The sequence below is a fragment of the Ignatzschineria sp. RMDPL8A genome (assembly GCF_029815055.1).
Classification (GTDB): Bacteria; Pseudomonadota; Gammaproteobacteria; order Cardiobacteriales; family Wohlfahrtiimonadaceae; genus CALZBJ01.
The window spans coordinates 1,180,619-1,201,086 of record NZ_JAPPWA010000002.1 but is presented as its reverse complement, the minus strand read 5'-3'; the positions used below and the strand labels follow the sequence as shown (position 1 = coordinate 1,201,086).

Annotated in this window: 22 protein-coding genes and 2 tRNA genes; 12 read left to right on the top strand and 12 right to left on the bottom strand. The window is 45.1% G+C overall.

Going from position 1 to position 20,468, the window contains the following annotated elements:
• Positions 1–121: 121 nt before the first annotated feature.
• The 5 genes from OXI21_RS07025 to OXI21_RS07005 form a co-directional block, all read right to left on the bottom strand.
• Entirely contained in the window at positions 122–1,237 is a 1,116-nt protein-coding gene (locus tag OXI21_RS07025) for an AI-2E family transporter (RefSeq protein ID WP_279618849.1), read from the bottom strand.
• 34 nt (positions 1,238–1,271) lie between these two features.
• Positions 1,272–1,748, bottom strand: a complete 477-nt coding sequence (gene greA, locus OXI21_RS07020) for a transcription elongation factor GreA (RefSeq protein ID WP_279618848.1) — start codon at positions 1,746–1,748, stop codon at positions 1,272–1,274.
• Positions 1,749–1,796: 48 nt separating this feature from the next.
• The gene (locus OXI21_RS07015; RefSeq protein ID WP_279618847.1) at positions 1,797–2,222 is read right to left on the bottom strand and encodes a VOC family protein; all 426 of its coding nucleotides are present in this window, start codon (positions 2,220–2,222) and stop codon (positions 1,797–1,799) included.
• Between the two features lie 384 nt (positions 2,223–2,606).
• Complete coding sequence (gene grpE / locus OXI21_RS07010; protein WP_279618845.1) at positions 2,607–3,176, bottom strand: nucleotide exchange factor GrpE; 570 nt, start codon at positions 3,174–3,176, stop codon at positions 2,607–2,609.
• A gap of 90 nt (positions 3,177–3,266) precedes the next feature.
• Positions 3,267–3,467: a hypothetical protein gene (locus OXI21_RS07005; protein WP_279618844.1), complete on the bottom strand. Its 201-nt coding sequence runs from the start codon at positions 3,465–3,467 to the stop codon at positions 3,267–3,269.
• A gap of 279 nt (positions 3,468–3,746) precedes the next feature.
• Here OXI21_RS07005 and OXI21_RS07000 point away from each other — a divergent pair, with 279 nt between their 5' ends.
• Complete coding sequence (locus OXI21_RS07000) at positions 3,747–4,790, top strand: magnesium and cobalt transport protein CorA (RefSeq protein ID WP_279618843.1); 1,044 nt, start codon at positions 3,747–3,749, stop codon at positions 4,788–4,790.
• Positions 4,791–4,920: 130 nt separating this feature from the next.
• On the opposite strand, the gene OXI21_RS06995 is transcribed toward OXI21_RS07000, so the two are convergent.
• Positions 4,921–5,646, bottom strand: coding sequence for a DUF4377 domain-containing protein (locus tag OXI21_RS06995; protein WP_279618842.1), 726 nt, complete (start codon positions 5,644–5,646; stop codon positions 4,921–4,923).
• 212 nt (positions 5,647–5,858) lie between these two features.
• Between OXI21_RS06995 and OXI21_RS06990 the strand changes: the two genes are divergently transcribed.
• Together OXI21_RS06990 and OXI21_RS06985 are read left to right on the top strand one after the other, a co-directional pair.
• A tRNA-Asp gene (locus OXI21_RS06990) sits at positions 5,859–5,936 on the top strand.
• 154 nt (positions 5,937–6,090) lie between these two features.
• Positions 6,091–6,168: transfer RNA gene (locus OXI21_RS06985), tRNA-Asp, on the top strand.
• A gap of 80 nt (positions 6,169–6,248) precedes the next feature.
• On the opposite strand, the gene OXI21_RS06980 is transcribed toward OXI21_RS06985, so the two are convergent.
• Positions 6,249–6,821, bottom strand: coding sequence for a DUF456 domain-containing protein (locus tag OXI21_RS06980; RefSeq protein WP_279618841.1), 573 nt, complete (start codon positions 6,819–6,821; stop codon positions 6,249–6,251).
• The gene (locus tag OXI21_RS06975; protein WP_279618840.1) at positions 6,818–7,432 is read right to left on the bottom strand and encodes a chorismate lyase; all 615 of its coding nucleotides are present in this window, start codon (positions 7,430–7,432) and stop codon (positions 6,818–6,820) included. Before OXI21_RS06975 ends, OXI21_RS06980 begins: the two co-directional genes overlap by 4 nt.
• A gap of 132 nt (positions 7,433–7,564) precedes the next feature.
• On the opposite strand from OXI21_RS06975, the gene OXI21_RS06970 reads away from it, so the two are divergent.
• The 5 genes from OXI21_RS06970 (at position 7,565) to OXI21_RS06950 (ending at position 12,597) form a co-directional block, all read left to right on the top strand.
• Positions 7,565–8,341 carry a TSUP family transporter gene (locus tag OXI21_RS06970; protein WP_279618839.1) on the top strand — a complete coding sequence of 259 codons (777 nt, stop codon included), beginning with the start codon at positions 7,565–7,567 and terminating at the stop codon, positions 8,339–8,341.
• A 132-nt stretch (positions 8,342–8,473) separates the two neighbouring features.
• Positions 8,474–9,430 carry a metal ABC transporter substrate-binding protein gene (locus OXI21_RS06965; protein WP_279618838.1) on the top strand — a complete coding sequence of 319 codons (957 nt, stop codon included), beginning with the start codon at positions 8,474–8,476 and terminating at the stop codon, positions 9,428–9,430.
• Between the two features lie 129 nt (positions 9,431–9,559).
• The gene (locus OXI21_RS06960) at positions 9,560–11,209 is read left to right on the top strand and encodes a glutamine--tRNA ligase/YqeY domain fusion protein (RefSeq protein WP_279618837.1); all 1,650 of its coding nucleotides are present in this window, start codon (positions 9,560–9,562) and stop codon (positions 11,207–11,209) included.
• A 6-nt stretch (positions 11,210–11,215) separates the two neighbouring features.
• Entirely contained in the window at positions 11,216–11,911 is a 696-nt protein-coding gene (locus OXI21_RS06955; RefSeq protein WP_279618836.1) for an ABC transporter permease subunit, read from the top strand.
• Positions 11,908–12,597: an ABC transporter permease gene (locus OXI21_RS06950; protein WP_279618835.1), complete on the top strand. Its 690-nt coding sequence runs from the start codon at positions 11,908–11,910 to the stop codon at positions 12,595–12,597. The genes OXI21_RS06955 and OXI21_RS06950 overlap by 4 nt, the downstream gene beginning before the upstream one ends.
• A 128-nt stretch (positions 12,598–12,725) precedes the next feature.
• Here OXI21_RS06950 and OXI21_RS06945 read toward each other — a convergent pair whose 3' ends face one another.
• Both OXI21_RS06945 and OXI21_RS06940 read right to left on the bottom strand, forming a co-directional pair.
• Positions 12,726–13,289: a DUF4303 domain-containing protein gene (locus tag OXI21_RS06945; protein ID WP_279618834.1), complete on the bottom strand. Its 564-nt coding sequence runs from the start codon at positions 13,287–13,289 to the stop codon at positions 12,726–12,728.
• A gap of 137 nt (positions 13,290–13,426) precedes the next feature.
• Positions 13,427–14,143, bottom strand: a complete 717-nt coding sequence (locus OXI21_RS06940) for a GntR family transcriptional regulator (RefSeq protein ID WP_279618833.1) — start codon at positions 14,141–14,143, stop codon at positions 13,427–13,429.
• 29 nt (positions 14,144–14,172) lie between these two features.
• Here OXI21_RS06940 and lhgO point away from each other — a divergent pair, with 29 nt between their 5' ends.
• From lhgO to OXI21_RS06925, 3 genes are all read left to right on the top strand, one after another.
• Positions 14,173–15,399, top strand: coding sequence for an L-2-hydroxyglutarate oxidase (gene lhgO / locus OXI21_RS06935; RefSeq protein ID WP_279618832.1), 1,227 nt, complete (start codon positions 14,173–14,175; stop codon positions 15,397–15,399).
• A gap of 321 nt (positions 15,400–15,720) precedes the next feature.
• Positions 15,721–16,434: a murein L,D-transpeptidase catalytic domain-containing protein gene (locus OXI21_RS06930; protein WP_279618831.1), complete on the top strand. Its 714-nt coding sequence runs from the start codon at positions 15,721–15,723 to the stop codon at positions 16,432–16,434.
• 25 nt (positions 16,435–16,459) lie between these two features.
• On the top strand, positions 16,460–16,669 hold the full coding sequence (locus OXI21_RS06925; protein ID WP_279618830.1) for a hypothetical protein: 210 nt from the start codon (positions 16,460–16,462) through the stop codon (positions 16,667–16,669).
• Between the two features lie 135 nt (positions 16,670–16,804).
• On the opposite strand, the gene glaH is transcribed toward OXI21_RS06925, so the two are convergent.
• Both glaH and OXI21_RS06915 read right to left on the bottom strand, forming a co-directional pair.
• A complete protein-coding gene (gene glaH / locus OXI21_RS06920; RefSeq protein WP_279618829.1) occupies positions 16,805–17,722 on the bottom strand; it encodes a glutarate dioxygenase GlaH in 918 nt (305 codons plus the stop codon).
• 333 nt (positions 17,723–18,055) lie between these two features.
• Entirely contained in the window at positions 18,056–18,373 is a 318-nt protein-coding gene (locus OXI21_RS06915; RefSeq protein WP_279618828.1) for a DUF3870 domain-containing protein, read from the bottom strand.
• A 535-nt stretch (positions 18,374–18,908) separates the two neighbouring features.
• Here OXI21_RS06915 and OXI21_RS06910 point away from each other — a divergent pair.
• On the top strand, positions 18,909–20,345 hold the full coding sequence (locus OXI21_RS06910; RefSeq protein WP_279618827.1) for a cation:dicarboxylase symporter family transporter: 1,437 nt from the start codon (positions 18,909–18,911) through the stop codon (positions 20,343–20,345).
• Positions 20,346–20,468: the final 123 nt, after the last annotated feature.

The window sequence follows — 20,468 nt, the reverse complement described above, 5'->3', positions numbered from 1 at the left end:
GCTTAGTCTATCATGCAGTGCGATGCGACTACACGTTTAATCATTTAAATTCATAAACAAAAAGAGCTAAATCAACTCAATTTAGCTCTTCTTTTATCCACCTGATTCAAAGAATCCCCATCTAACTTTTGGCGGAGGGTTTTCGCTTTGTTTTAATCGCCTTTTTCGGCTCAGGCTCGGGAATTCGGTGATCCTCTTCATGGACCCACTCACGCCATAACGCCACAATGAGTGCCATAATCACAGGTCCGATAAATAATCCAATCACGCCCATGGTTTTAACCCCGCCAACCAGTCCCATAATCGTGGGCAAAAATGGCAGTTTAACTGCACCGCCAACAAGGCGTGGGCGAATGGTTTTATCCACTACAAAAAGCTGAATCGTTCCCCATGCAAAGAGAATTAATCCGCTTGTCGTTGAGCCACTTCCCACTAAATAGAGCGAGACCATCGTCATCGATAATGGTGCACCTCCCGGGATAAGGGCAAATACACCGGTAATCACCCCAAGCGTTAAGGGGGATGGTGCGCCGACAAAATAATAGACAAACCCAAACACAATCCCCTCACCGATCGCAATTACGACCATGCCGGTAACGGTGGAACTGATCAACGTCGGGACAATGCGGGAAATGCGATGCCAGCGATCCGGAAATACCCGCTCACCGACAATATCGATCTGCTCACAGATACTGCGGCCATCTTTATAGAGGAAAAAGAGCGTGATAATCATAAAAAGGAGGGTAAACCCAAGCCCGGCAAAGTGACGGGTAATCTCTTTGGTGATCACCATGCTGTATGAAAAGATGTTTTTAAGCCCCGCTTTGGCAAGGAGCTCGTTCACCCCGTTGGGGCGATTTAAAAAGCTCTCCCACCATTTGTTCAATTCATCGCCAACAAGGGGAAGATTTTGAATCCAATCGGGCGTTGGCTTTCCATCTCGGTTAAGCGCGGTAATCCATTCAAAAAGCCCTTGGATCTCATTGAGTGAATAATGCGCGAGCCAAATAAAAGGCAGTACGATTGCAAGGACGATAAAGACCGTTGCAACACTAGCTGCCACAAGTTCGCGCCCCTTACAGAGACGCAGTAGATCGCTGTAGGATTGCCAGGTCACAAATGCGATAATCATTGCGCCGAGTGCGGGAACAATAAATTCATGGAAGAAAAAGAGCCCTAATACTAAAATGAGCCCGATAATCCATTTCGCTACGGGGTGAAATGATAACGCCTTCATGTGACCTGCCTTATTTCATGGTGTTGTCGGTGTTTTAGATGTGTTCTACCTCTAAAATCTCATACATTTTATCACCACCTGGGGTTTTAATGGTAACCTCATCGTCAACTTCTTTTCCGATAAGCGCACGAGCAATCGGCGAGGAGATCGAAAGTTTATTCGCCTTCACATCCGCCTCATAATCGCCGACGATCTGATAGGTCACTTCTTTCTCTTCATTGACATCAAAAAGCGTTACCGTTACCCCGAAAATCACCTTACCGGTATTGGCGATCTGCGTAATATCGATCACTTGAGCATTCGAAAGGCGTGCTTCAAAATCGCTGATTCGAGCTTCGATAAAGCCTTGCTCTTCACGGGCAGCATGATACTCAGCATTCTCTTTTAAGTCACCGTGTTCACGGGCTTCTGCAATGTCTGCAACAATGCGTGGACGTTGTACTTTTTTAAGATCATCAAGCTCTGCACGTAAACGCTCAGCGCCCTCTTTCGTAATGGGATATTTATTCATTGTCTCAATTCCTGTTGATACGTCTTTGAAGTAAATGTTGTGCGAGCGTTACCACCAGCCAACATTTTCCATTTCAGTCCATGGGGATTGCGGCTCTTTCGGCTCCCCTTTTTGCAATAATTCGATCGAGATATCATCGGGCGAGCGGAAAAATGCCATCCAACCATCGCGAGGAGGAACATTGATCTCAATGCCGGCATCCATCGCACGTTGACACACTTCATAGATATCGTCCACCTCAAAGGCTAAGTGCCCAAACGCGCGACCAATACCATACTCTTCTTCTGAATCCCAGTTATAGGTCAATTCGATCTCAACCTCTTGCCCCGGCGCCGCTAAATAGACAAGCGTACATTCCCACTGGGGATATTCTTTACGGCGAGTCTCTTTTAATCCTAAAACATTTGAGAAAAATTCAAGGGATTTCTCAAGGTCTTTAACGCGGACCATCGTATGTAAAAATTTAACTGTCATTTTTGTTCTCCTCAAAAGGAAGAAGGGTATGTCAGCATACCCTTCTCATAGATTTGTGTGAACGAATTAAGGGGCGCATTGCATATCTGCTAAATCGCCTTTTACGTTGCTATTTCAGGCTCTATTACATGAAATGCATCACAAGTGATTTAACAAGTACAACCACAATCCCTAATAAACACGCACCACTTAATACCGCTAGAATGGGGAAAGTAATTCTATCTGAACTTTGTTGTGACATTTGCATCTCCTCTAAAAAAGTTGGCAATATTTAAGTACCCGAGGCACCTAAAAGCTACATTTAACTAACTAAATGATAAGGCATGTATTCCTTTTTTTCTAGCTTTATCTCAATAAAAGCTCAGAAGCGCCCTAATCGTGCGGCTATTCTGCAACAATCACCTGTGCCGCTCGTACCACGCGTTCGTTTAGCAAATATCCTTTTTGCACCACTTGAATCACATGACCGGATTCAAATTCACGATTTTTCTGCATGGTAATGGCTTGATGACGCTCAGGGTCGAGTTTTTCACCGGTGGGATTAATCTGGACGACGCCAAATTTCTCACATGCATTTAAGAGCATTTTGTAGGTGAGCTCTGATCCTGTGATAAATTGTTTTACTTCATCATTTTCAGATTTTTGCAACGCGTTTAATTCGAGCTCCATCGCATCTAAAATGGGCAGTAATTCTTTTACAAATTTATCAAGCGCATATTTATGGGCGTTTGCCACATCAATCTCAGCACGGCGTTTGATGTTTTTCACATCGGCGGCTGCGAGTAAATATTGATTATATAGCTTCTCTTTTTCCGCTTGTGCTGCTTCATACGCAGCCGTTAACTCTTCAAGCGTTAATTCGCTCTCTTCGCCTTCCACCACTTCATCAGTCGCTTCTGCGTCGAGCGCATCATTTTCAAGCTCTACATCCATCTCATTTTTTGTATCTGACATGATCTTTTCCCTACGTAAAAATTCTATAACACCTATAATTTGAGGTCCATTATAATTTTTTCAAGGTGAATTGATGATTTTGTCTAAATATTAATCATCGAGATCATCAAAATCCCAATCATCTTCAAAACTTTCAAGCTCGTACTCTTTTGCGAGCTTTTTCTCTAATGCGCGCTGTTCACGAATCGCTTCAATATCACGCCACGCTTGAGATTTATTGGGTTTTACCTCAGGAATTTCTTCCTCTTCAATAAGATCCTCATCAATAAAATCGTCGTATCCTGCTGTCATGGTTTTCTCCTATATAAAAACTCTATGGCATGCTTATAACGCATTCAGACTAAAAAGCAAATTTTTTTTTAATTTATTGCATTTATCGGGGTGATATCCCTGTAAATTCAAGAGATTATCACATGCTTATTTTTTGATCAACTCTTCTTTTTTGATGGAAAAAAGTGTGCCAAAACCGCCCTTTTCTAAAACTCTCGGCAAGCAAAAAGAGATACGCTATAATATGCTCTTATTCTTCATAAAAACCACTTTCCCGCTAAAATCAGGAGGTAAACTAAGGTGATTACAGCGTTTATATTAAAAAATGGTCGACTGGTGCAGAGCAAAATCTCATCGAACGACGATTTTCAAAAAGAGATGATCTGGATTGATCTTGTCGATCCTACCGAAGAAGAACGCGCCTTAGTTGAAGCTTATTACAATTTTGAGTTGCCGGAGAAAGCGGAGATTAAAGATATCGAGGCGTCCGCACGCTTTTATGAAGATGAAGATGGGATTCACGTCCACAGCTTCTTTTTAAATGATTTTGGCGATCGGGTTACCAATGTCACCGTCGCTTTCTCAATCTATAATGGCCGCCTCTTTACCCTGCACGATGAGGATTTAAGCTCTTTTAGACTCTATCGCCTACGCGCTCGCCATCCGCAAATTAATGATATGGAATCGGTCATTGATGTGATGGACATCTTAATTGGCCTTCATGAAACGGCGGTTGAACACGTTGCTGACGTTCTTGAACTTATCTACACCAAGCTTGAATCAACAAGTCCTTATGTGCTCATTAATGGCAATAAAACGGAAGAGAAAGAGCCCCGCAAATCCCGTCGCCGCCGGCAAAAAGAGCTTGAGCAAGAGGAAGATGACGAGCTAAAAAAAGTCGATATGGATACGATCTTATCGGAGATCTCTATTCAAGAAGATATTAATGGTAAAGCTCGACTATCCTTAATGGATACGCGCCGTTCGCTCTCCTTTTTATTGCGGGGCCGACTATTAACCAATGATCAAAATGAAGATGTACGGGAAATTCTGCGCGACTTAGAATCGCTCACCAGTCACACCTCGTTTCTCTTTGACAAGGTAAACTTCCTGCTCGATGCTGCTATGGGTAAAATCTCCCTTGAGCAGAGCCGTATTATCAAGATCTTCTCCATTGCATCGGTGGTCTTTCTGCCACCGACGCTTATTGCAAGTATCTATGGTATGAACTTTGCCTTTATGCCGGAGCTCAATTTCCGTTACAGTTATCCGCTCTCGATCGGACTGATGTTTTTATCCGGAATTGCGCCCTACCTACTCTTTAAGCGAAAAGGTTGGCTGTAATCTTTTTATCTACCCATATATAGATATATATAAGACGAGCTAAGACAAAAACGCGAGCCATCCTACGATCCTCGCGTTTTTTATTATCTATTCCGGTAATTTATGAGTCTCTATCAGTAACCGCTATCGGTTACGGCTCGAGCCCTTCCGCATCGATCCCTGCTTCATCGAGCTCCTCTTTGGTATCGATCGACACCTGTTCGACAATCATATCAAGGACGAGACGCGTTTCACCATCTGCACGGGGATAAGCTTTTAAGCGGAGACGATAATCGATATTCTCATTGGGAGTAAATCCTTCAATCTCCCCTTTATAGATCTCCCACTGATCCTCCGGTTTTTTACGAACGAGCAGGCAGGTTTCGCCCGATTCTGTCGTTCCTAACTTACAGACCGCCGGTTTACCGGAAACATAGAGAAACGTCGTATCATATTCAAGCGCCTCAATATCTCTAAACGCGCCCTTATCAAGCTCTACCGGAATGTAACGGCTCTCAGACTCGCCACGAATATTTCCAACGAGATAGAGCGCATCGCCCTTTCGCACCATCTTCGGTTTATTGCGTAAAAAGGAGCGCACTTTTTGATCGAGCCCTTCCATCTCCACCTCACACGCCATCTTAGTTACGGCTAAACGGTGGGGATTGGTACGAAAAATATCGTGCTCTTTAAGATACATCGAACCGGTAAAGGTATTGCAACCGCCGACGATGGCAAAACGATTAGACTCCATATCGAGCACCGCGCGAATCTCTCGTTCAGCTGAAATCGGCTCGATAGTTAGCGAATCGGCAATCCCGATCTTTCCTACCAGTAAAAGCGCGCTGAGCATCATCAATTGTCGTAATTTGGCCATCTCAATCGTACCTCGCAATGTTGAGTGTGATAAATTTAACTGCATTTATAGTAGCACGGCTCGCACGCAACACGAGAGTTTTTCCCGTCTAACTCGTTCATTTATGATCGCCGGTGCGCCATTGTTAGCCAATTTAATAAAAAAAGATGACAAATGTTTTTTTCTTTGTATAATACGAATCCTCAGTTGGCAACAACGAGAAACAAAACTTAGGAGCGGTAGTTCAGTTGGTTTAGAATACCTGCCTGTCACGCAGGGGGTCGCGGGTTCGAGTCCCGTCCGTTCCGCCAGTTTTAACGTATGTTTGATTACATTTATAAGATCAAATACGCAAACAATCTTAGTTGAGTTAGGTGAAGCAGTTAAGATTGAACAAAAATTATGCTAGACAATTAAATTTACTTTAGTATAATACTTCACCTAGACGCTAGCAATAGCAAATTAGGAGCGGTAGTTCAGTTGGTTTAGAATACCTGCCTGTCACGCAGGGGGTCGCGGGTTCGAGTCCCGTCCGTTCCGCCACATAAGAAGCACTGATTCAAACGAGTCAGTGCTTTTTCTTTGCCTCAAGTTTTATTTAAAAACTGGTAACGTACCTCTTCCTATCCCCCACCCACAAGCTTCCAGAGCGAAACCGCTAGCGTTTTCACCCACGCCCAATTGATCTCCATGCCCTCCACCCCACTTGCGATCATCTTAATGGTTTGGATTACCGCATAGATTAAGATCAAAATGGAGAAAATCACGCGAATCACAAGCCCCACTGCAAAGCCTAAAAAAGCACCTAATCCAACCTTTCCCGCGTTGTAGAGATCTTTCCGATCTAAAATTTCACCGAGCATTGCCCCGAGCACAAGTCCGATCACCATGCCTAAAATCGACGCAACTAACAATCCCACAATCGAGCCTAACATCGAAAGCCAAATGCCTTTTCGCCCCGATCCGGTAAGTTTTGCGCCATAGGCCGTCGCTAAATAATCGATCACAGAGCCAATTCCGGCGATCACACCGACAACGATCACGCTTACAAGCGACATGCGCGTAAATCCATCGAGATAGGCGAGCCACCAATACCCCACAAACATCAAAGGAAGCCCCGGCAAAATCGGGAAGACCGATCCAAGTGCGCCGATCACAATCAATACGAGCGCTAAAAGCGCAAAGAGAATCGTCATACAGCACGCTCAATCGATTTTTCGCCGATAAACTCAAAGAGTGCAGGGAGATAATATTCCGTCAATTCCAATCCATCGCCAGCCCAATCAAATATCGAACGGCGCGCAATAACGGTTGGAACATCGAGAGCATGATCAGAATGATCTTGAACCTCCATTCCCCACGCAAACGTGGGCGGATTTTTCACCACCGCATATTCAAACGGGGTACGTGTAATCGGGAGCGAACCATCAAAGAGTTTATGCCCGAGCGGTTCCGTTCCGCAATCGAGAATTTCAAGCCAGCGCGACTCATTCACCCGCCCTTTTTCAAGGGAGGAGGGCATTCCTTGACAAAGACTCTGCGCCCATACAACCGGAGTTCCATTAAGAAGCAAAAAGACCTCTCGGCTAAAGAGATAATGATCAGACAATGCATTAAATCGCGGATCGCCGAGCGCTTCAATTTGGCGATTACCTAAAAATAACAAGGAAACGGAAAAGTCAGCGCCGAGCGATTTCAATCCTGCCGTTAACGATTGGATGCACAATAGTGGATCGAGTACTTTAAAATGTGGCTCCCGATCGTAGATCGATTTTAGCCCATCTCGCCACTCCGATAAATTCGCCATAACGCCTCTTCCTTCTCTAAAAATGATGGGGTATAGTGTAACGCAGAACGGTCTTACTCCTCAACGAGATCCGTACCTTTACGCCGAATCTTGTCTTATAACAATAACTCAGACACCTCAAAAAAGGATCCTATGGAAGCGGATATTATCGCCCTACTCACCCTTGTCGCAATGATTGCCGGAACCATCGATGCCATTGCGGGCGGAGGCGGATTACTCACCCTTCCTGCCCTTATGATTGCAGGACTCCCGCCAATTAACGCCATCGCCACCAATAAACTCCAAGCAACGGCCGGCTCCTTCTCCGCAACGGCCGCTTTTGCACGCCGTAAACTGATCAATTGGAAAAAAGGGGGGCCCATTGCACTCCTTGCCTTTAGTGGCGGAATGCTCGGTGCCAATCTCATTAGCCAAATTCCACAAGAATATTTGAAAGCCGCTGCCCCGATCCTACTTCTAGTGATCGCAACCTATTTTATCTTTTCGCCCAAATTTACTGACGTTGAGCGGAAACCCAAAATGCCACGCCTGCTGTTTCTCTTCACCTTTGTGCCACTCATTGGTTTTTACGATGGCGTTTTTGGTCCGGGAACAGGGTCGTTTTATATCGTCGCGTTTGTCGCCCTTCAAGGTCATGGCTTATTGAGCGCCAATGCCTACACAAAACTTGCCAATTTCTCCTGTAATTTAGGCTCGCTTCTTGTCTTTTTATTTCACGGCAACGCCTATTTTGTGATTGCGCTCTGCATGGCGGTGGGCGCATTTGTCGGCGCGCAGATTGGTAGCCGCTTTGCGGTTCGCTTTGGCGCACGATTAATTAAACCCCTTCTTATTATCTTAAGTACCATCATGGCGATTAAACTGCTGCTCGACCCAACAAACCCGCTGATTCAACTCATTCGAGGCTAATTCTAAGATATTTTCAGCAGATTCGATCACTTCAGGCTATAATGTCTATTAACTCAATTGTCTACATATGTAGTCAATTAAGCAATACAAAATAAACTTTTGATAGAATAACCCCTTAAGGAGATCAGTCCCATGAAGCGATTGATAGCGCTATTTTCCACCCTATGCCTACTCACATTGTCGCCCGCCCTTGCGAAAAAGCTCAATGTGATCACCAGTTTTTCCATCTTAAATGATATTACCGAAACCATCGGCGGTGAGCGCATTCAGAGCAAGGCCATCATTGGTGCCAATCAAAATGCCCACACCTATGAGCCAACGCCCTACGATTTTATCGATCTTAAAAAAGCCGATCTTTTCATTATTAACGGGCTTCACTTTGAAGGTTGGTTAACCCGCACCGTCGATGCTTCTGGTTTTAATGGTGCGCTACTAGACGTGAGCACTGCCATCGCTCCACTTCCTGCCGACCCCAATCATCATCACGACCACGACCATTCAGGACACCACGATGATCACGATGGCCATACAGCTCACGATCACGAGAATCACGACCATGAGCATGGCGAATTTGACCCACATATCTGGCAAAGCCCGCTCAATGTGATCAAGATGGCTGATGCCATTAAACAGGAGCTCATCGCCCTAGACCCTGAAGGGAAAGCCCACTACGAGGCCAATTTCGAAGATTATCAAAAAGAGCTTTTAGCCCTTGATAAATGGACGCGCGACAGTCTTAAGGCCAAATCAAACAGAGCGCCCCACTTCCTTATTTTGCACAATAGTTTCCAATATTTTGAGCATGAATATGGCGTGCATTTCCACACCTTAATGAATTCCCATTTTGCGGGCGAACCCTCTGCCGGTGATTTGGCGGAAACGATGACGCTTATTAAAAAGAACAATATCACCACGCTCTTTTTTGAAAACATTGAAGCCTCGCGCCTTCTTAAAAATCTGATGGAGGATCTCAAGCTCAAAAACGGCGGCATCCTCTATTCTGATGCGCTCACCAAAGATGATACAGCCAATAGCTATATCAAGCTCTTCAAACGCAATGTGGAAACCATGTTAAACTCAATCGATTAGCTTACCATCAAACAAGATAGCTTAGCGTAAAAATGCGTGATCTCAATCAGTCGAAATCACGCGTTTTCTATGATAAAATATCAAACTTTGAATTTATAAATTTACACTATCAGAAAGGCCAGAATAGATATGTCAGAAAGTACCATTCGCACTAATTTTATTCGTCAAATTATTGATCAGGATTTAGCTAGTGGAAAATACCAGCAACCCTCTGATATCCACACCCGTTTCCCCCCTGAACCGAATGGCTATCTACACATTGGTCACGCGAAATCGATCTGTTTAAACTTCGGAATTGCGCGCGATTACGGTGGAAAATGCAACCTTCGTTTTGACGACACCAACCCAACGAAAGAAGAGATCGAGTTTGTTGAGTCGATCAAAAAGGACGTGGAGTGGCTTGGCTTTAAGTGGGACAATCTATTCTATGCATCCGATTATTTTGAGAAGTTTTATGACGCGGCGGTCACCCTCATTAAAAAAGGGCTAGCCTATGTTGATGACAGCAGTGCGGACGAGCTTCGTGCAATGCGCGGAACCTTAACTGAACCGGGCAAAAACTCCCCCTATCGTGAACGTTCGATTGAAGAAAACCTCGATCTGTTTGAGCGTATGCGTAACGGCGAATTTGAAGACGGCGCTAAAATTTTACGTGCCAAGATCGATATGAGCGCACCCAACATGAATCTGCGTGACCCTGCGATCTATCGTATTCGCCATGAAGATCATCACCAAACCGGCAACAAATGGTGCATCTATCCGATGTATGACTTCGCGCACAGCTTAAGCGATGCATTTGAAGGCATTACCCACTCGATTTGTACGCTTGAATTTGAAGATCACCGCGTTTTATATGATTGGTTTGTGGAGCATTGCGGCGTTGAGCATACCCCGCATCAATATGAGTTTTCACGCTTAAACTTAGAGTATACCGTGACCTCAAAACGCCGTTTAACCCAGCTCGTAGCTGAAGGTCATGTGGATGGCTGGGACGATCCTCGCATGCCAACCATCGCAGGATTACGTCGCCGCGGCTGCCCTCCTGAAGCGCTTCATCTTTTCTGTGATCGCATTGGGGTGACTAAATCGGAAAACTACATCGAAGTGCAACAGCTCGATCAAGCAATGCGCGATGTATTAAATGAACAAGCCGATCGCCGCATGGCGGTTATGGATCCCATCAAAGTCACCTTAACCAACGTTGAGGCGGACGAAATGGTGAGCGTTCCGAATCACCCGCAACAAGAAGAGCGCGGCCGCCGTGAGATCCTCTTTAGTAATGAGATTTTCATTGAGCGCGCGGACTTTAGAGAAGAAGCGAACAAACACTACAAACGCTTAGTCTTAGGCAAATATACTCGTCTACGCGGTGCCTATATCATTAAAGCCACAGACGTTGTGAAAGACGAAAATGGTGAGGTGATCGAGGTGATCGCTGAAATCGTTCCCGGTTCGCTTGGTAAAAATGTTGAAGGCGTTAAAGCGCGCGGCGTAATCCAATGGGTTACTTGCAAAACCGCCGTTGATGCGACGATCAACGAATATAACCGTCTCTTTACGGTGACCAATCCTGCTGGTGAAGAGGGCGATATGCTCGACTACATCGCCGATGATTCATTAGTGGTGAAAACAGCGAAAGTTGAACCTGAGCTTGCCAAATCAGAAGCACAAGTTCCGTATCAATTTGAGCGCATTGCTTACTTCACCCGTGACTCAAAAGCCGGTGACGCACTTGTCTTTAACCGCATTGTGACGCTTAAAGATAGTTTCGGAGAATAAGTCTGGATGAACGAAATTATTGAATATTCCCCCTCGTTACTCGAGGGGTTTTTCCTTACCATCACCCTCGGCATTACCTCGTTTTTGGCAGCACTTTTTTTTGGTTTAGGGGCAGCATTTCTCTCCTTTAGTCAATCAAAAACGCTTCGTTTTACCATTAGCAGTTACACCACGATCATTCGCGGCATTCCGGATCTTGTGCTAATTTTCCTCTTCTTTTACGGGATTCAGGAGTTGTTAAACTGGATTACGGGGCTGATCGGCACGAAAAATATTTTTCTCACCCCCTTTATTTCGGGCGTGATTACGATCGGCTTTTATTTCGGCGCTTTTATTACCGAAACGTTTCGTGGGGCGATTTTAGCCGTTCCAAAAGGCCAAGTGGAAGCCTCTGTCGCACTCGGTATGCCTAAAAACCATATCTACCGCCGCATTTTATTCCCTCAAGCGATGCGTTTTGCACTGCCGGGCTTAAGCAATAACTGGCTGGTACTTCTTAAAACAACCGCACTCGTTTCACTCATTGGGCTGCAAGATCTTGTCTTTATGGCCAATAATGCGGGGAAAGCGACGCGTTTGACCTTTAACTTTTATATGGTAGCGAGCATCGGATTCCTCCTTTTCACGAGCCTATCGATCTTAGTGATTCGCTTTTTAGAGCGCCGTTACAGCCTCGGATTTAGTACAGAGGTGTCGATATGAGTACGATGATTGACCGTTTTCCGGAGCTTTTAGAGGCCATATGGCTCACCATTCAGCTCACCTTTATCTCATCGATTGCCGGCCTCTTACTTGCGGTACCGCTCTCGATTTTAGCGCTCTCAAAACGCAAATGGATTCATCTGCCAATTGATGCCTACAGCTATTTTTTCCGCGGCACGCCACTTCTTGTCCAGATCTATATTCTCTACTTTGGGCTTGGGCAGTTTGAAGCGATTCGCGATATTGAATGGCTCTGGGATAATATTTTAAGTGAGCCGTATGCATGTGCGCTTGTGGCGTTTTCGCTCAATACCGCCGCCTATTCCTTAGAGATTTTTAAAGGCTCGATTAAAAACACTCCTAAAGGGGAGATCGAGGCCGGAATGGCTTTTGGTATGAGCAAATTCACGCTCTTTCGCCGCATTATTTTCCCATCAGGATTTAGACGCGCCCTTCCCGCTTATGGGAACGAGGTGATCTTTATGCTGCACGGAACAGCGCAAGCGTCTGCCATCACGCTAGTGGATATTTTAGGATTTGCGAAACAGGTGCATTACCAAACCTTTGCGGTATTTACCCCGTTTTTAATTGCGGCAGCACTCTATATCGCCATCACGTTTGTGCTCGTCTTTATCTTTAGAAAGTGCGAAAAACGCTGGTTGGCCTATTTAGGACCGCAACGCTAAATGGTCGTAATCAATATAAAATATTGAGGTATAAAAAACCTGCAGTGTACTTCCCTATATTAAGAAGTTCCTGCAGGTTGTTTCTTGCCTGCTTTACGCCCGTTTTATTGTTTGGTTTATTGCTTATTTTATTTCTGATGGATTGGCTCAAAACGCGCCATAAACTCTGCAAATTGTGCTTCGCTATTAAGTTGGCTCGCAAAGAAATTTTCGATACTCACGCGGCGGGAATCCCCCTCAATGGTGAGAAAAATAATGCGATCGACCCTTCTCTCCATCTCGCCAAAAACGCCATTACGATCGAGTTTAGTCATCTCATCGAGAACCGTTTCATAAAAGAGCATCTCAAAGCCGTTAAAATCCTCGACGGTTTTATTAACTAAAAATTGATTAAGCTCGAGCATCGCGGGAAATTGCAAATTACTGCTGTTATAGACCCACGCTTCCGGTTGCCAGCGGAGCTTAAGGCGATCCATCGGCGCGATCTCCCCATATTTCGCTTCCGTTTCACTCATGAGCGCGGCAAGCGATTCTTCGGTATTAATGGCGATATAGAGCGATTCCAAAAAAGAGTCCGCCACGAGTGCAATCCCATAGACCGCCTCCCCTTCCATCAGCGGCAATAGGCGCTCCATATCCTCTTTAATCGCTTTATTAAGTTTCACTGCAAAACTGCGCATCGCGGCTTCCATAATGATTTCTCTCTCCTTTTGATCTGATCCATTAACGGGCAAATTCATGGGCGTAATAATCCATTGCACTTTTTTAGTTGCATGCAACATACTACTGTGATAAAAATGGTGTTAAATAATAATTAAACGAGGAGAATTTACCGCGGATTACAGATCCACTCAAATTGCTCTAAAAGCTCAGCACCTTCCCAATCGTCACGACTTTTAGATTCCTGCGTAATCAGCATGTTCGCCGTATTGATGATATGTCTTTCCATCTCAATGCCCGCTTGAACGGCATCTTTCGTAAGAATCGCTTCATGGAGCGCTTTATGATCATTAAACGCATCCATGCAAGAACGTGAATGAGGAATCGTGCTTGGCCCTGTGAGAAGTACGGTGTTTCGCGTGTTTTCAATAATGGTGAGCGCACGCCCAATGCCCGAAGCCTTTAAGATCGCCAAATGGTACTCTTTATCAGCTTCCAACGTCGCTTTTGCATCATCGGATTCAGCAGCGACCTGAAACTTCTCAAACGCCTCTTTAATGAGCACTAAATCGTCATCACTGCGGGAAGTTGCCGTTTTACGAATCATCGGCACTTCCAGCATCAGACGAATTTGAAAGGACTCAATTAATCCCTGCAACGATGTAGGCAAAATGCGAATCCCACGATTCTTTTCTACTCGCACCAGACCAATATTTGCGAGCTGTTGCGCCGCCTCACGAATGGGCGTCCGTGACACACCGATCCATTCCCCAATTTCGGTCGCTGAGTAGAGTTTCCCGGGTTTTAGCACATTGTTCATGATCGCCTCACGAATGAGGGTAAACGCCTGATCGGATAAATTCTCAATTTTTTTTAATTTTTTCATATTAGTGTCATCATCTAAAGGAGTTAATTGTGGCAACAATCAAGTATGCGATTATTGGAGGCGGGATCAATGGGCTAGCCGTTGCACGGCAACTTTTGCTCGATTACCCGGAGGCGAAGGTCTCTCTCTTTGAGAAAGAATCGAGCGTTGCACAACACCAGTCAAGCCATAACTCGGGCGTGGTTCATGCAGGATTATATTATGCAAAAGGCAGTCTAAAAGCAAAATTATGTCGCCGAGGCGTGACGCTAGTGCGAGAGTACTGCGCGGCCAACGACCTTCCCTATGATGAGTGTGGAAAATTAGTGGTGGCTCTTAATGAGGTGGAAAAAGAGCGTCTGCTTGCGATCTACCAAAAGGCGAGCGATAACGGCGTTCCCGGCATAAAAATGCTCTATGATGATGAGATTCGCGAGGTTGAGCCCAATTGTATCGGCATTGCGGCGCTTCATTCGCCTGAAACCGCCATTGTGAGCTACGAGAAGATCGCCAAACGCATTGCCGCAGAGATTATTGAGCGTGGCGGTGAAATCCATCTCTCAAGCCCGGTCAAATCACTTGAAAATCGTGATGGCACCATTCATGTGATGATCGATAAGGAAAATGGCACAATCGAACACCCTGAAACCTTTGATTACGCCGTGACCTGCGCCGGATTGCAATCGGATCGATTAGCCGTCAATTCAGGCGATATCGGCACTCCTAAAATCGTTCCCTTCTTTGGGCAATATTTTGTTCTTGATGACGCGCACACGGGCGAGGTTAAAGGCTTAATCTATCCCGTCCCCGATCCGAAATATCCCTTCTTAGGCGTTCATTTCACCAAACGGATCGATGGAAAAATGACGATCGGCCCCAATGCGTTTCTCTCAAAAGCGCGGGAAAATTACGATGGAAAAGGATGTAATCTCAAAGATATGTTCGATTACGCCACCTTCCCCGGTTTTTGGTGCTTTGCCCTTAAAAACGTTCCGGCAGCGATGCGCGAGGTAAAAACCGTGCTCAGCACCAAACAATTTGTAAGTGAAGCGGTGAAGTATGTGCCCTCATTAAACGGCATGAAGGTCTACCCGGCAACTCGCGGTATTCGCGCGCAAGCGATGGAGAAAGATGGCTCACTCGTCGATGATTTCGTGATTCGCCGTGATGGCAACATCATCCATATTCGTAATGCTCCATCTCCGGGTGCGACCTCATCGCTTGCCATTGCGGAACACATCGTGCGCGATGTGATGCAGGAATCGAATCAGCCCTAAAACCAAAAGTAAGCCCGATTATTTTGAGTGACGACCCCATTCCCCAGAATCAGATTGCCTCAGAATTCTCGGCACTTAAATAATGAGTCCGAACTCAACTCTCTTCGCAGCGCCTGCTTCGCCTCCTTGAAGCAATTCCCGCTAACAAGAGCTTACTCGGAAGAGGTATAGTGAAACCGCGCGAAACTTCATTCACCGGTTGAAACTATTTAAAATTGCCTCTTCCTCTTTTTTTGATAATTGCGGTATGATAGAGCACACGTCGTTGATTTTTAAATTGATTCTTCAGTTGATTATTCACTTTCTCTCTTAACCCGCACTATGCCTATCAAAATAAAGCCGCTCCTCCGAATTACGCTCTACGCGTTGATTCTCATCACCCTCTTACTCTTAATCGGCGCGAGCTACTATTTTCGTGATCGAATTCGCCTGATTCCGAGCTTTTGGGAGCGCAGCCACGCCCTTGTCAATCATGATAAAAACGCCTCTAAAAAGACACTCGAAACCTCCCTACGGCAGCGCGCAGATGAGGCCTATCAATATGCTTTAGCCCATCAATTTGATCTTGAACACGCCGTTTTAATTAATTTTTCGATCCATTCAGGGGCCAATCGTTTTTTTGTCTGGGATTTTACCGAGCAACAACCCATTATCGAGAGTTTAGTCGCCCATGGATATGGCGCACCGGGATTTGAGAGCACCAATCAATCGATCACCTTTAGCAATACGCCGGATAGTTACGCGTCCTCTCTTGGGAAATATCGTCTTGGTGAACGCTCATGGAGCCGCTGGGGCATCAATATTCATTATAAAATGCATGGACTGGAACCGACTAACGACAACGCGTTTCGCCGCTATATTGTGCTCCACTCATTTGATAAAATCCCCACTGATGAAACCTTCCCGAAATATCTTCCCATGGGCTATAGTCAAGGATGTCCGGTGATTAGCGATGAGGCAATGCGCCGTATTGATGCGCTCCTTCAAACGAAGACCAAACCGGTGCTCCTCTGGATCTACATTGATGAACCCTAACGGCTTTAAAAGGACTACTCCTACGATGCGACAACTGTTTAATACCGCCCTTCTCTCACTCACCGCTTTGATGCTTTTAAATGCCTGCAGTGAGCCACAGGATAATTATTATCCGCAGAAAATTAAACAGAAGGAAGAGATGGAGCGCCGCATCAATGAAAGTAGCGAACTCCATCAAAAACAGCTCGATAGAGCAAATCAGCTCCTAGAACATGAAGCGTTAAACAACAAATAATTTGTCAAAACTCAGACACAAAAAAGCCTTACTTCTCGGCAGAATCATCGTCAAATCGTAAATTCCGCTAAAAGTAAGGCTCGTTTTTTATAAGGATTATTTTATGAGGCTAATACCGCCAGCCTATAAGATCGATTATTCGTAGAAGCGACCGCGTTGACGGAGAAGCTCACGATTTAAGTTCGGGTTTTTCTCAAATGCGGCACGGCCATGCAACCAGAATTCGTTATTAAGGACCACTAAATTACCAACAGGAAGTTCTAATTCAACCACGCTTTTATCCGATTCCATCGATTGTGAGAGCGATTTTAAGAATTGCGCTTCTTCAATGGTGCCAGGATAGGCAAACTGATCGATAAAGCAGATGCATGGGCGATTATTCTTATTAAAGAAGAGCTGGCGTTGAACCTCTTCCTGAACATTTTTGCTCGGCGGCGCAATGTATTGGAATTTGTGTGATCCAAGTGGGCTACTGGTAAATTTCTCAAGCTCTGCCCAATCATCTAAGTGAAGCAGACGGCTCTCGCCTCCCACCGCATTCTCTTCAACCATTTTCATCATCAACAACCAATCGGTCGGCTCGCTGACGAACGTACCATCGGTATGAAGGGTAAAGAGACGATATGCTTGACGCAAGTACGAGTCACTATCATCGGTATCACGTACGGTAAAACGCGCGTAATATTTACCGGTCATCGAGTCAAAGTTTGAGATTCCCACAAGGTGCGCAATCGCCGTGGAGAAAATCACATATTCGCTTGTGCAATCAGTCACGCCTTCAACGCCAATGGTAAATCCACCAGTGTCGCGGTCATTGACAATATCGCGAAGAATATTCCCAAAATCACTGCCCGCCGCTTCATCTAAATAAGAAGCGATCACTTGACGCTCATACGGCGTATATTCAAGGCGCTGAACCTCGATATTTTCCTCACGAACGCGGTTATAAAATGTCTCAAGCACTGATTTTGCAAGAGTAATATTGTGAATGCGTTTTGATTGGGGGTTTAACGCAATTTCAAAGCGATCATTTTTCTGTAAAAACGTAGACATATCCTCTTCTCCTACCTTAGTTTTAATTGTTCTCTATTGTAAATATACTTTATTGGCTTATCTATTTTAAGCAACAAAAAAACCAGTAACGAAAGCCCCACTCCATTGAGCGGAACGCGTTACTGGTTTTGGTATCCTATTAGCTGCCGGCGGGCAGTCTCAGATAACTAAGCAGTCGCTTAATTGTGTTTGTTGCCATTTTATCTATTTGATATCGTCTCTAAGAAGGCTCGCACCATGGGTGATATGGCCGACTTCTCTCTGGGATATCGTGTTAAGTTGAATGTAGCATGCAACTAAAATAAAAGTCAATCTTTTTAATCATTTTTGATTTTAACGGGAGAGTCCGTGAAATTGATACTCCAAATCTTTTACCGCCGCCACAAGCGCGCTCGCCGCTTTGCCTTTGTAATAGACTTGAATCATCTCAATTAAGGTTTGTGTGCCATCCAATAGACTGTGCCCTTTTAGAAGACGTTTCATAAAATCGCGCCCAAGCTCGGTCACCAAGGTGCATTCCGCATCGACAATCACCCCATATTTTTTATCCACTTCAGCAGTAATGGTCATCGAATCATACAAATTTTTTGCCGCCATACCTTGAGGCAGACGCGCATACCCTGCAATAAAAATGGTCGCTTCGCTCAACATCGTGACCTCTCCTCATTTTTTGTTGTGTTTAATTTTGATTTTCAACTTAAATCGCCAATGACAAATCTCTGCATAACCTATCATCCATTCCATGCGATAACGCCGTTTATCATAGCATTAAGCGTGAGAAAAAGACGGTTAAAACCTGCATTCAAAGAAGATCGTTTCACCCTATTGCAATCGCCCTGAAATGGCGGTATAACTAATAAAGGTTTTTCAAACCGATTTTTTATCCCATCTTTTTCTACTGGAGAGAGCATGAAAATGAGCAGACACTCTACACAGCGTATCAACATTGCACATTTAGCTGCGAATGTTTGTTGCTGTTGCTGCCCTATTTCACGCTCGTGTTAATCCAACCGATTGCCCTCTAAAAATACCCCAAATTTATTTCCAATTTTTCAATTTTTTTAATCTAAGCATCAGGGACGATTTTCGCAGATAGCGTATGGCATCATCTTAAATAAGGTGTGCTTTTTCTGTTGTCTGTGCATTTATCTCAAGAGATACCCTTGCCCCATTTAAGGAGTTTATTATGAATGCAATAAGCAGCGATACCTCGATCTTTTCGGGCGCCTTTTTTGAACACTTTCTCGTTATTACCCATTGGCAGACGCTGGTGTGGTTTCTATTCCTGCTCGTCGGATTTTTCATCATCCATCGTATGGGAAAACATAAAAAAAGCTTTTTCATGCGCATGATGGTGGGATTAATCCTCGGGATTGCGCTCGGATTTTCGCTTCAACTGCTTGAAGGAATGCCGGAAAACTCCACCACCGCTCTTAAAGAAACGGCGCTCTGGTACGGACTTTTTGGGCGAAGTTTTATCTCGCTTATTCGGATGCTCGTCATTCCCCTTGTGTTTGTGTCGATTCTAAAAGTGGTGCTCGATTTTGCCGCAGAGAAATACCTCTCTAAAATCGCAACGCGTGGGATCTTTTGGCTGCTCTTCACCACAGGACTTGCCGCCATTGTCGGAATGCTGCTTGCCAATATTTTAGGGCTTGGCCAAGGTGACGTGGAGGTGACGCAATCGGCCGTTATTCGCGAACAATCGAACATCGTCAACATTTTAGTCGGCCTCATTCCAAGCAATATTATTACTGCAATGCACACCAACAATGTGGTGGGACTGGTGATCTTCTCAGCGCTTTTAGGCGTTGCCGCAAATAAAGCGGAGCGAAAACTCCCCGAAGAGATTGCGCTCTTTAAATCCTTTATTAACGCACTGCACCGCATTGTGATGAGCGTCACTTCGATGATTATCAAACTGATGCCCTACGCAATTATCGCCCTTTTAGCCGGCACGGTGATGAGTAACGGGATTCCCGCGATTATCAATGTTTCGAGCTTTATTGTAGCGATCTATGCTGCAACCCTTATTATGATTTTAATTCATATTTTACTGGTGATGATGCACGGCCTTTCGCCGGTTACCTTTATTAAAAAAGCGCGCGATACGTGGGTGATGGCATTTTCGAGCCGCTCGTCGATGGGAACGCTCCCGATGTCCATTGCCACTTTAACTGAGCGCATGGGTGTTTCAAGCGGAACAGCGAACCTCATTCCCTCACTTGGGGCAACCATGGGCATGAACGGCTGTGCCGGATTTTTCCCCGCGCTCCTTGTCATGATGGTAGCGAACATGATCGGCATTGAGATGAACCTTCAATTTTACATCATGCTCTTAATCGTTGTTGTGATCGGTTCCATCGGCGTTGCGGGGATTCCGGGAACGGCGACCATTGCCGCAACCATCTCACTTTCGGGAATGGGACTTGGGGAATATTTCCCCTTAATCGGTATGGTGCTTGCGATCGACCCCATTATCGATATGGGCCGTACCCTTGCAAACGTCTCCGGCGCGATGACGGCAGCGCTCATCACCGATAAAGAAGTGGGCATGCTCGATGAGAATACCTACAATAATCCGGGCGCGGAGATTCGTTCCGATGAAGATCTTGCGATCTAAAAAAGACGCAGATCAAAGAGATCGCAAAAATTGAAAAAAAAAGGCGAGCCTGAGTGCTTGCCTTTTTAATGCGTGATCTCAAGGGATTTGACGCACTTTTGCTTTTGTAATTCGTTTGGAGGA

Bases quoted from the DNA above. Each gene is read 5' to 3' on its own strand.
- OXI21_RS07025 (WP_279618849.1), bottom strand. From the start codon at position 1,237: ATGAAGGCGTTATCATTTCACCCCGTAGCGAAATGGATTATCGGGCTC.
- greA (WP_279618848.1), bottom strand. From the start codon at position 1,748: ATGAATAAATATCCCATTACGAAAGAGGGCGCTGAGCGTTTACGTGCA.
- OXI21_RS07015 (WP_279618847.1), bottom strand. From the start codon at position 2,222: ATGACAGTTAAATTTTTACATACGATGGTCCGCGTTAAAGACCTTGAG.
- grpE (WP_279618845.1), bottom strand. From the start codon at position 3,176: ATGTCAGATACAAAAAATGAGATGGATGTAGAGCTTGAAAATGATGCG.
- OXI21_RS07005 (WP_279618844.1), bottom strand. From the start codon at position 3,467: ATGACAGCAGGATACGACGATTTTATTGATGAGGATCTTATTGAAGAG.
- OXI21_RS06995 (WP_279618842.1), bottom strand. From the start codon at position 5,646: ATGGCCAAATTACGACAATTGATGATGCTCAGCGCGCTTTTACTGGTA.
- OXI21_RS06980 (WP_279618841.1), bottom strand. From the start codon at position 6,821: ATGACGATTCTCTTTGCGCTTTTAGCGCTCGTATTGATTGTGATCGGC.
- OXI21_RS06975 (WP_279618840.1), bottom strand. From the start codon at position 7,432: ATGGCGAATTTATCGGAGTGGCGAGATGGGCTAAAATCGATCTACGAT.
- OXI21_RS06970 (WP_279618839.1), top strand. From the start codon at position 7,565: ATGGAAGCGGATATTATCGCCCTACTCACCCTTGTCGCAATGATTGCC.
- OXI21_RS06965 (WP_279618838.1), top strand. From the start codon at position 8,474: ATGAAGCGATTGATAGCGCTATTTTCCACCCTATGCCTACTCACATTG.
- OXI21_RS06960 (WP_279618837.1), top strand. From the start codon at position 9,560: ATGTCAGAAAGTACCATTCGCACTAATTTTATTCGTCAAATTATTGAT.
- OXI21_RS06955 (WP_279618836.1), top strand. From the start codon at position 11,216: ATGAACGAAATTATTGAATATTCCCCCTCGTTACTCGAGGGGTTTTTC.
- OXI21_RS06950 (WP_279618835.1), top strand. From the start codon at position 11,908: ATGAGTACGATGATTGACCGTTTTCCGGAGCTTTTAGAGGCCATATGG.
- OXI21_RS06945 (WP_279618834.1), bottom strand. From the start codon at position 13,289: ATGGAAGCCGCGATGCGCAGTTTTGCAGTGAAACTTAATAAAGCGATT.
- OXI21_RS06940 (WP_279618833.1), bottom strand. From the start codon at position 14,143: ATGAAAAAATTAAAAAAAATTGAGAATTTATCCGATCAGGCGTTTACC.
- OXI21_RS06930 (WP_279618831.1), top strand. From the start codon at position 15,721: ATGCCTATCAAAATAAAGCCGCTCCTCCGAATTACGCTCTACGCGTTG.
- OXI21_RS06925 (WP_279618830.1), top strand. From the start codon at position 16,460: ATGCGACAACTGTTTAATACCGCCCTTCTCTCACTCACCGCTTTGATG.
- glaH (WP_279618829.1), bottom strand. From the start codon at position 17,722: ATGTCTACGTTTTTACAGAAAAATGATCGCTTTGAAATTGCGTTAAAC.
- OXI21_RS06915 (WP_279618828.1), bottom strand. From the start codon at position 18,373: ATGTTGAGCGAAGCGACCATTTTTATTGCAGGGTATGCGCGTCTGCCT.
- OXI21_RS06910 (WP_279618827.1), top strand. From the start codon at position 18,909: ATGAATGCAATAAGCAGCGATACCTCGATCTTTTCGGGCGCCTTTTTT.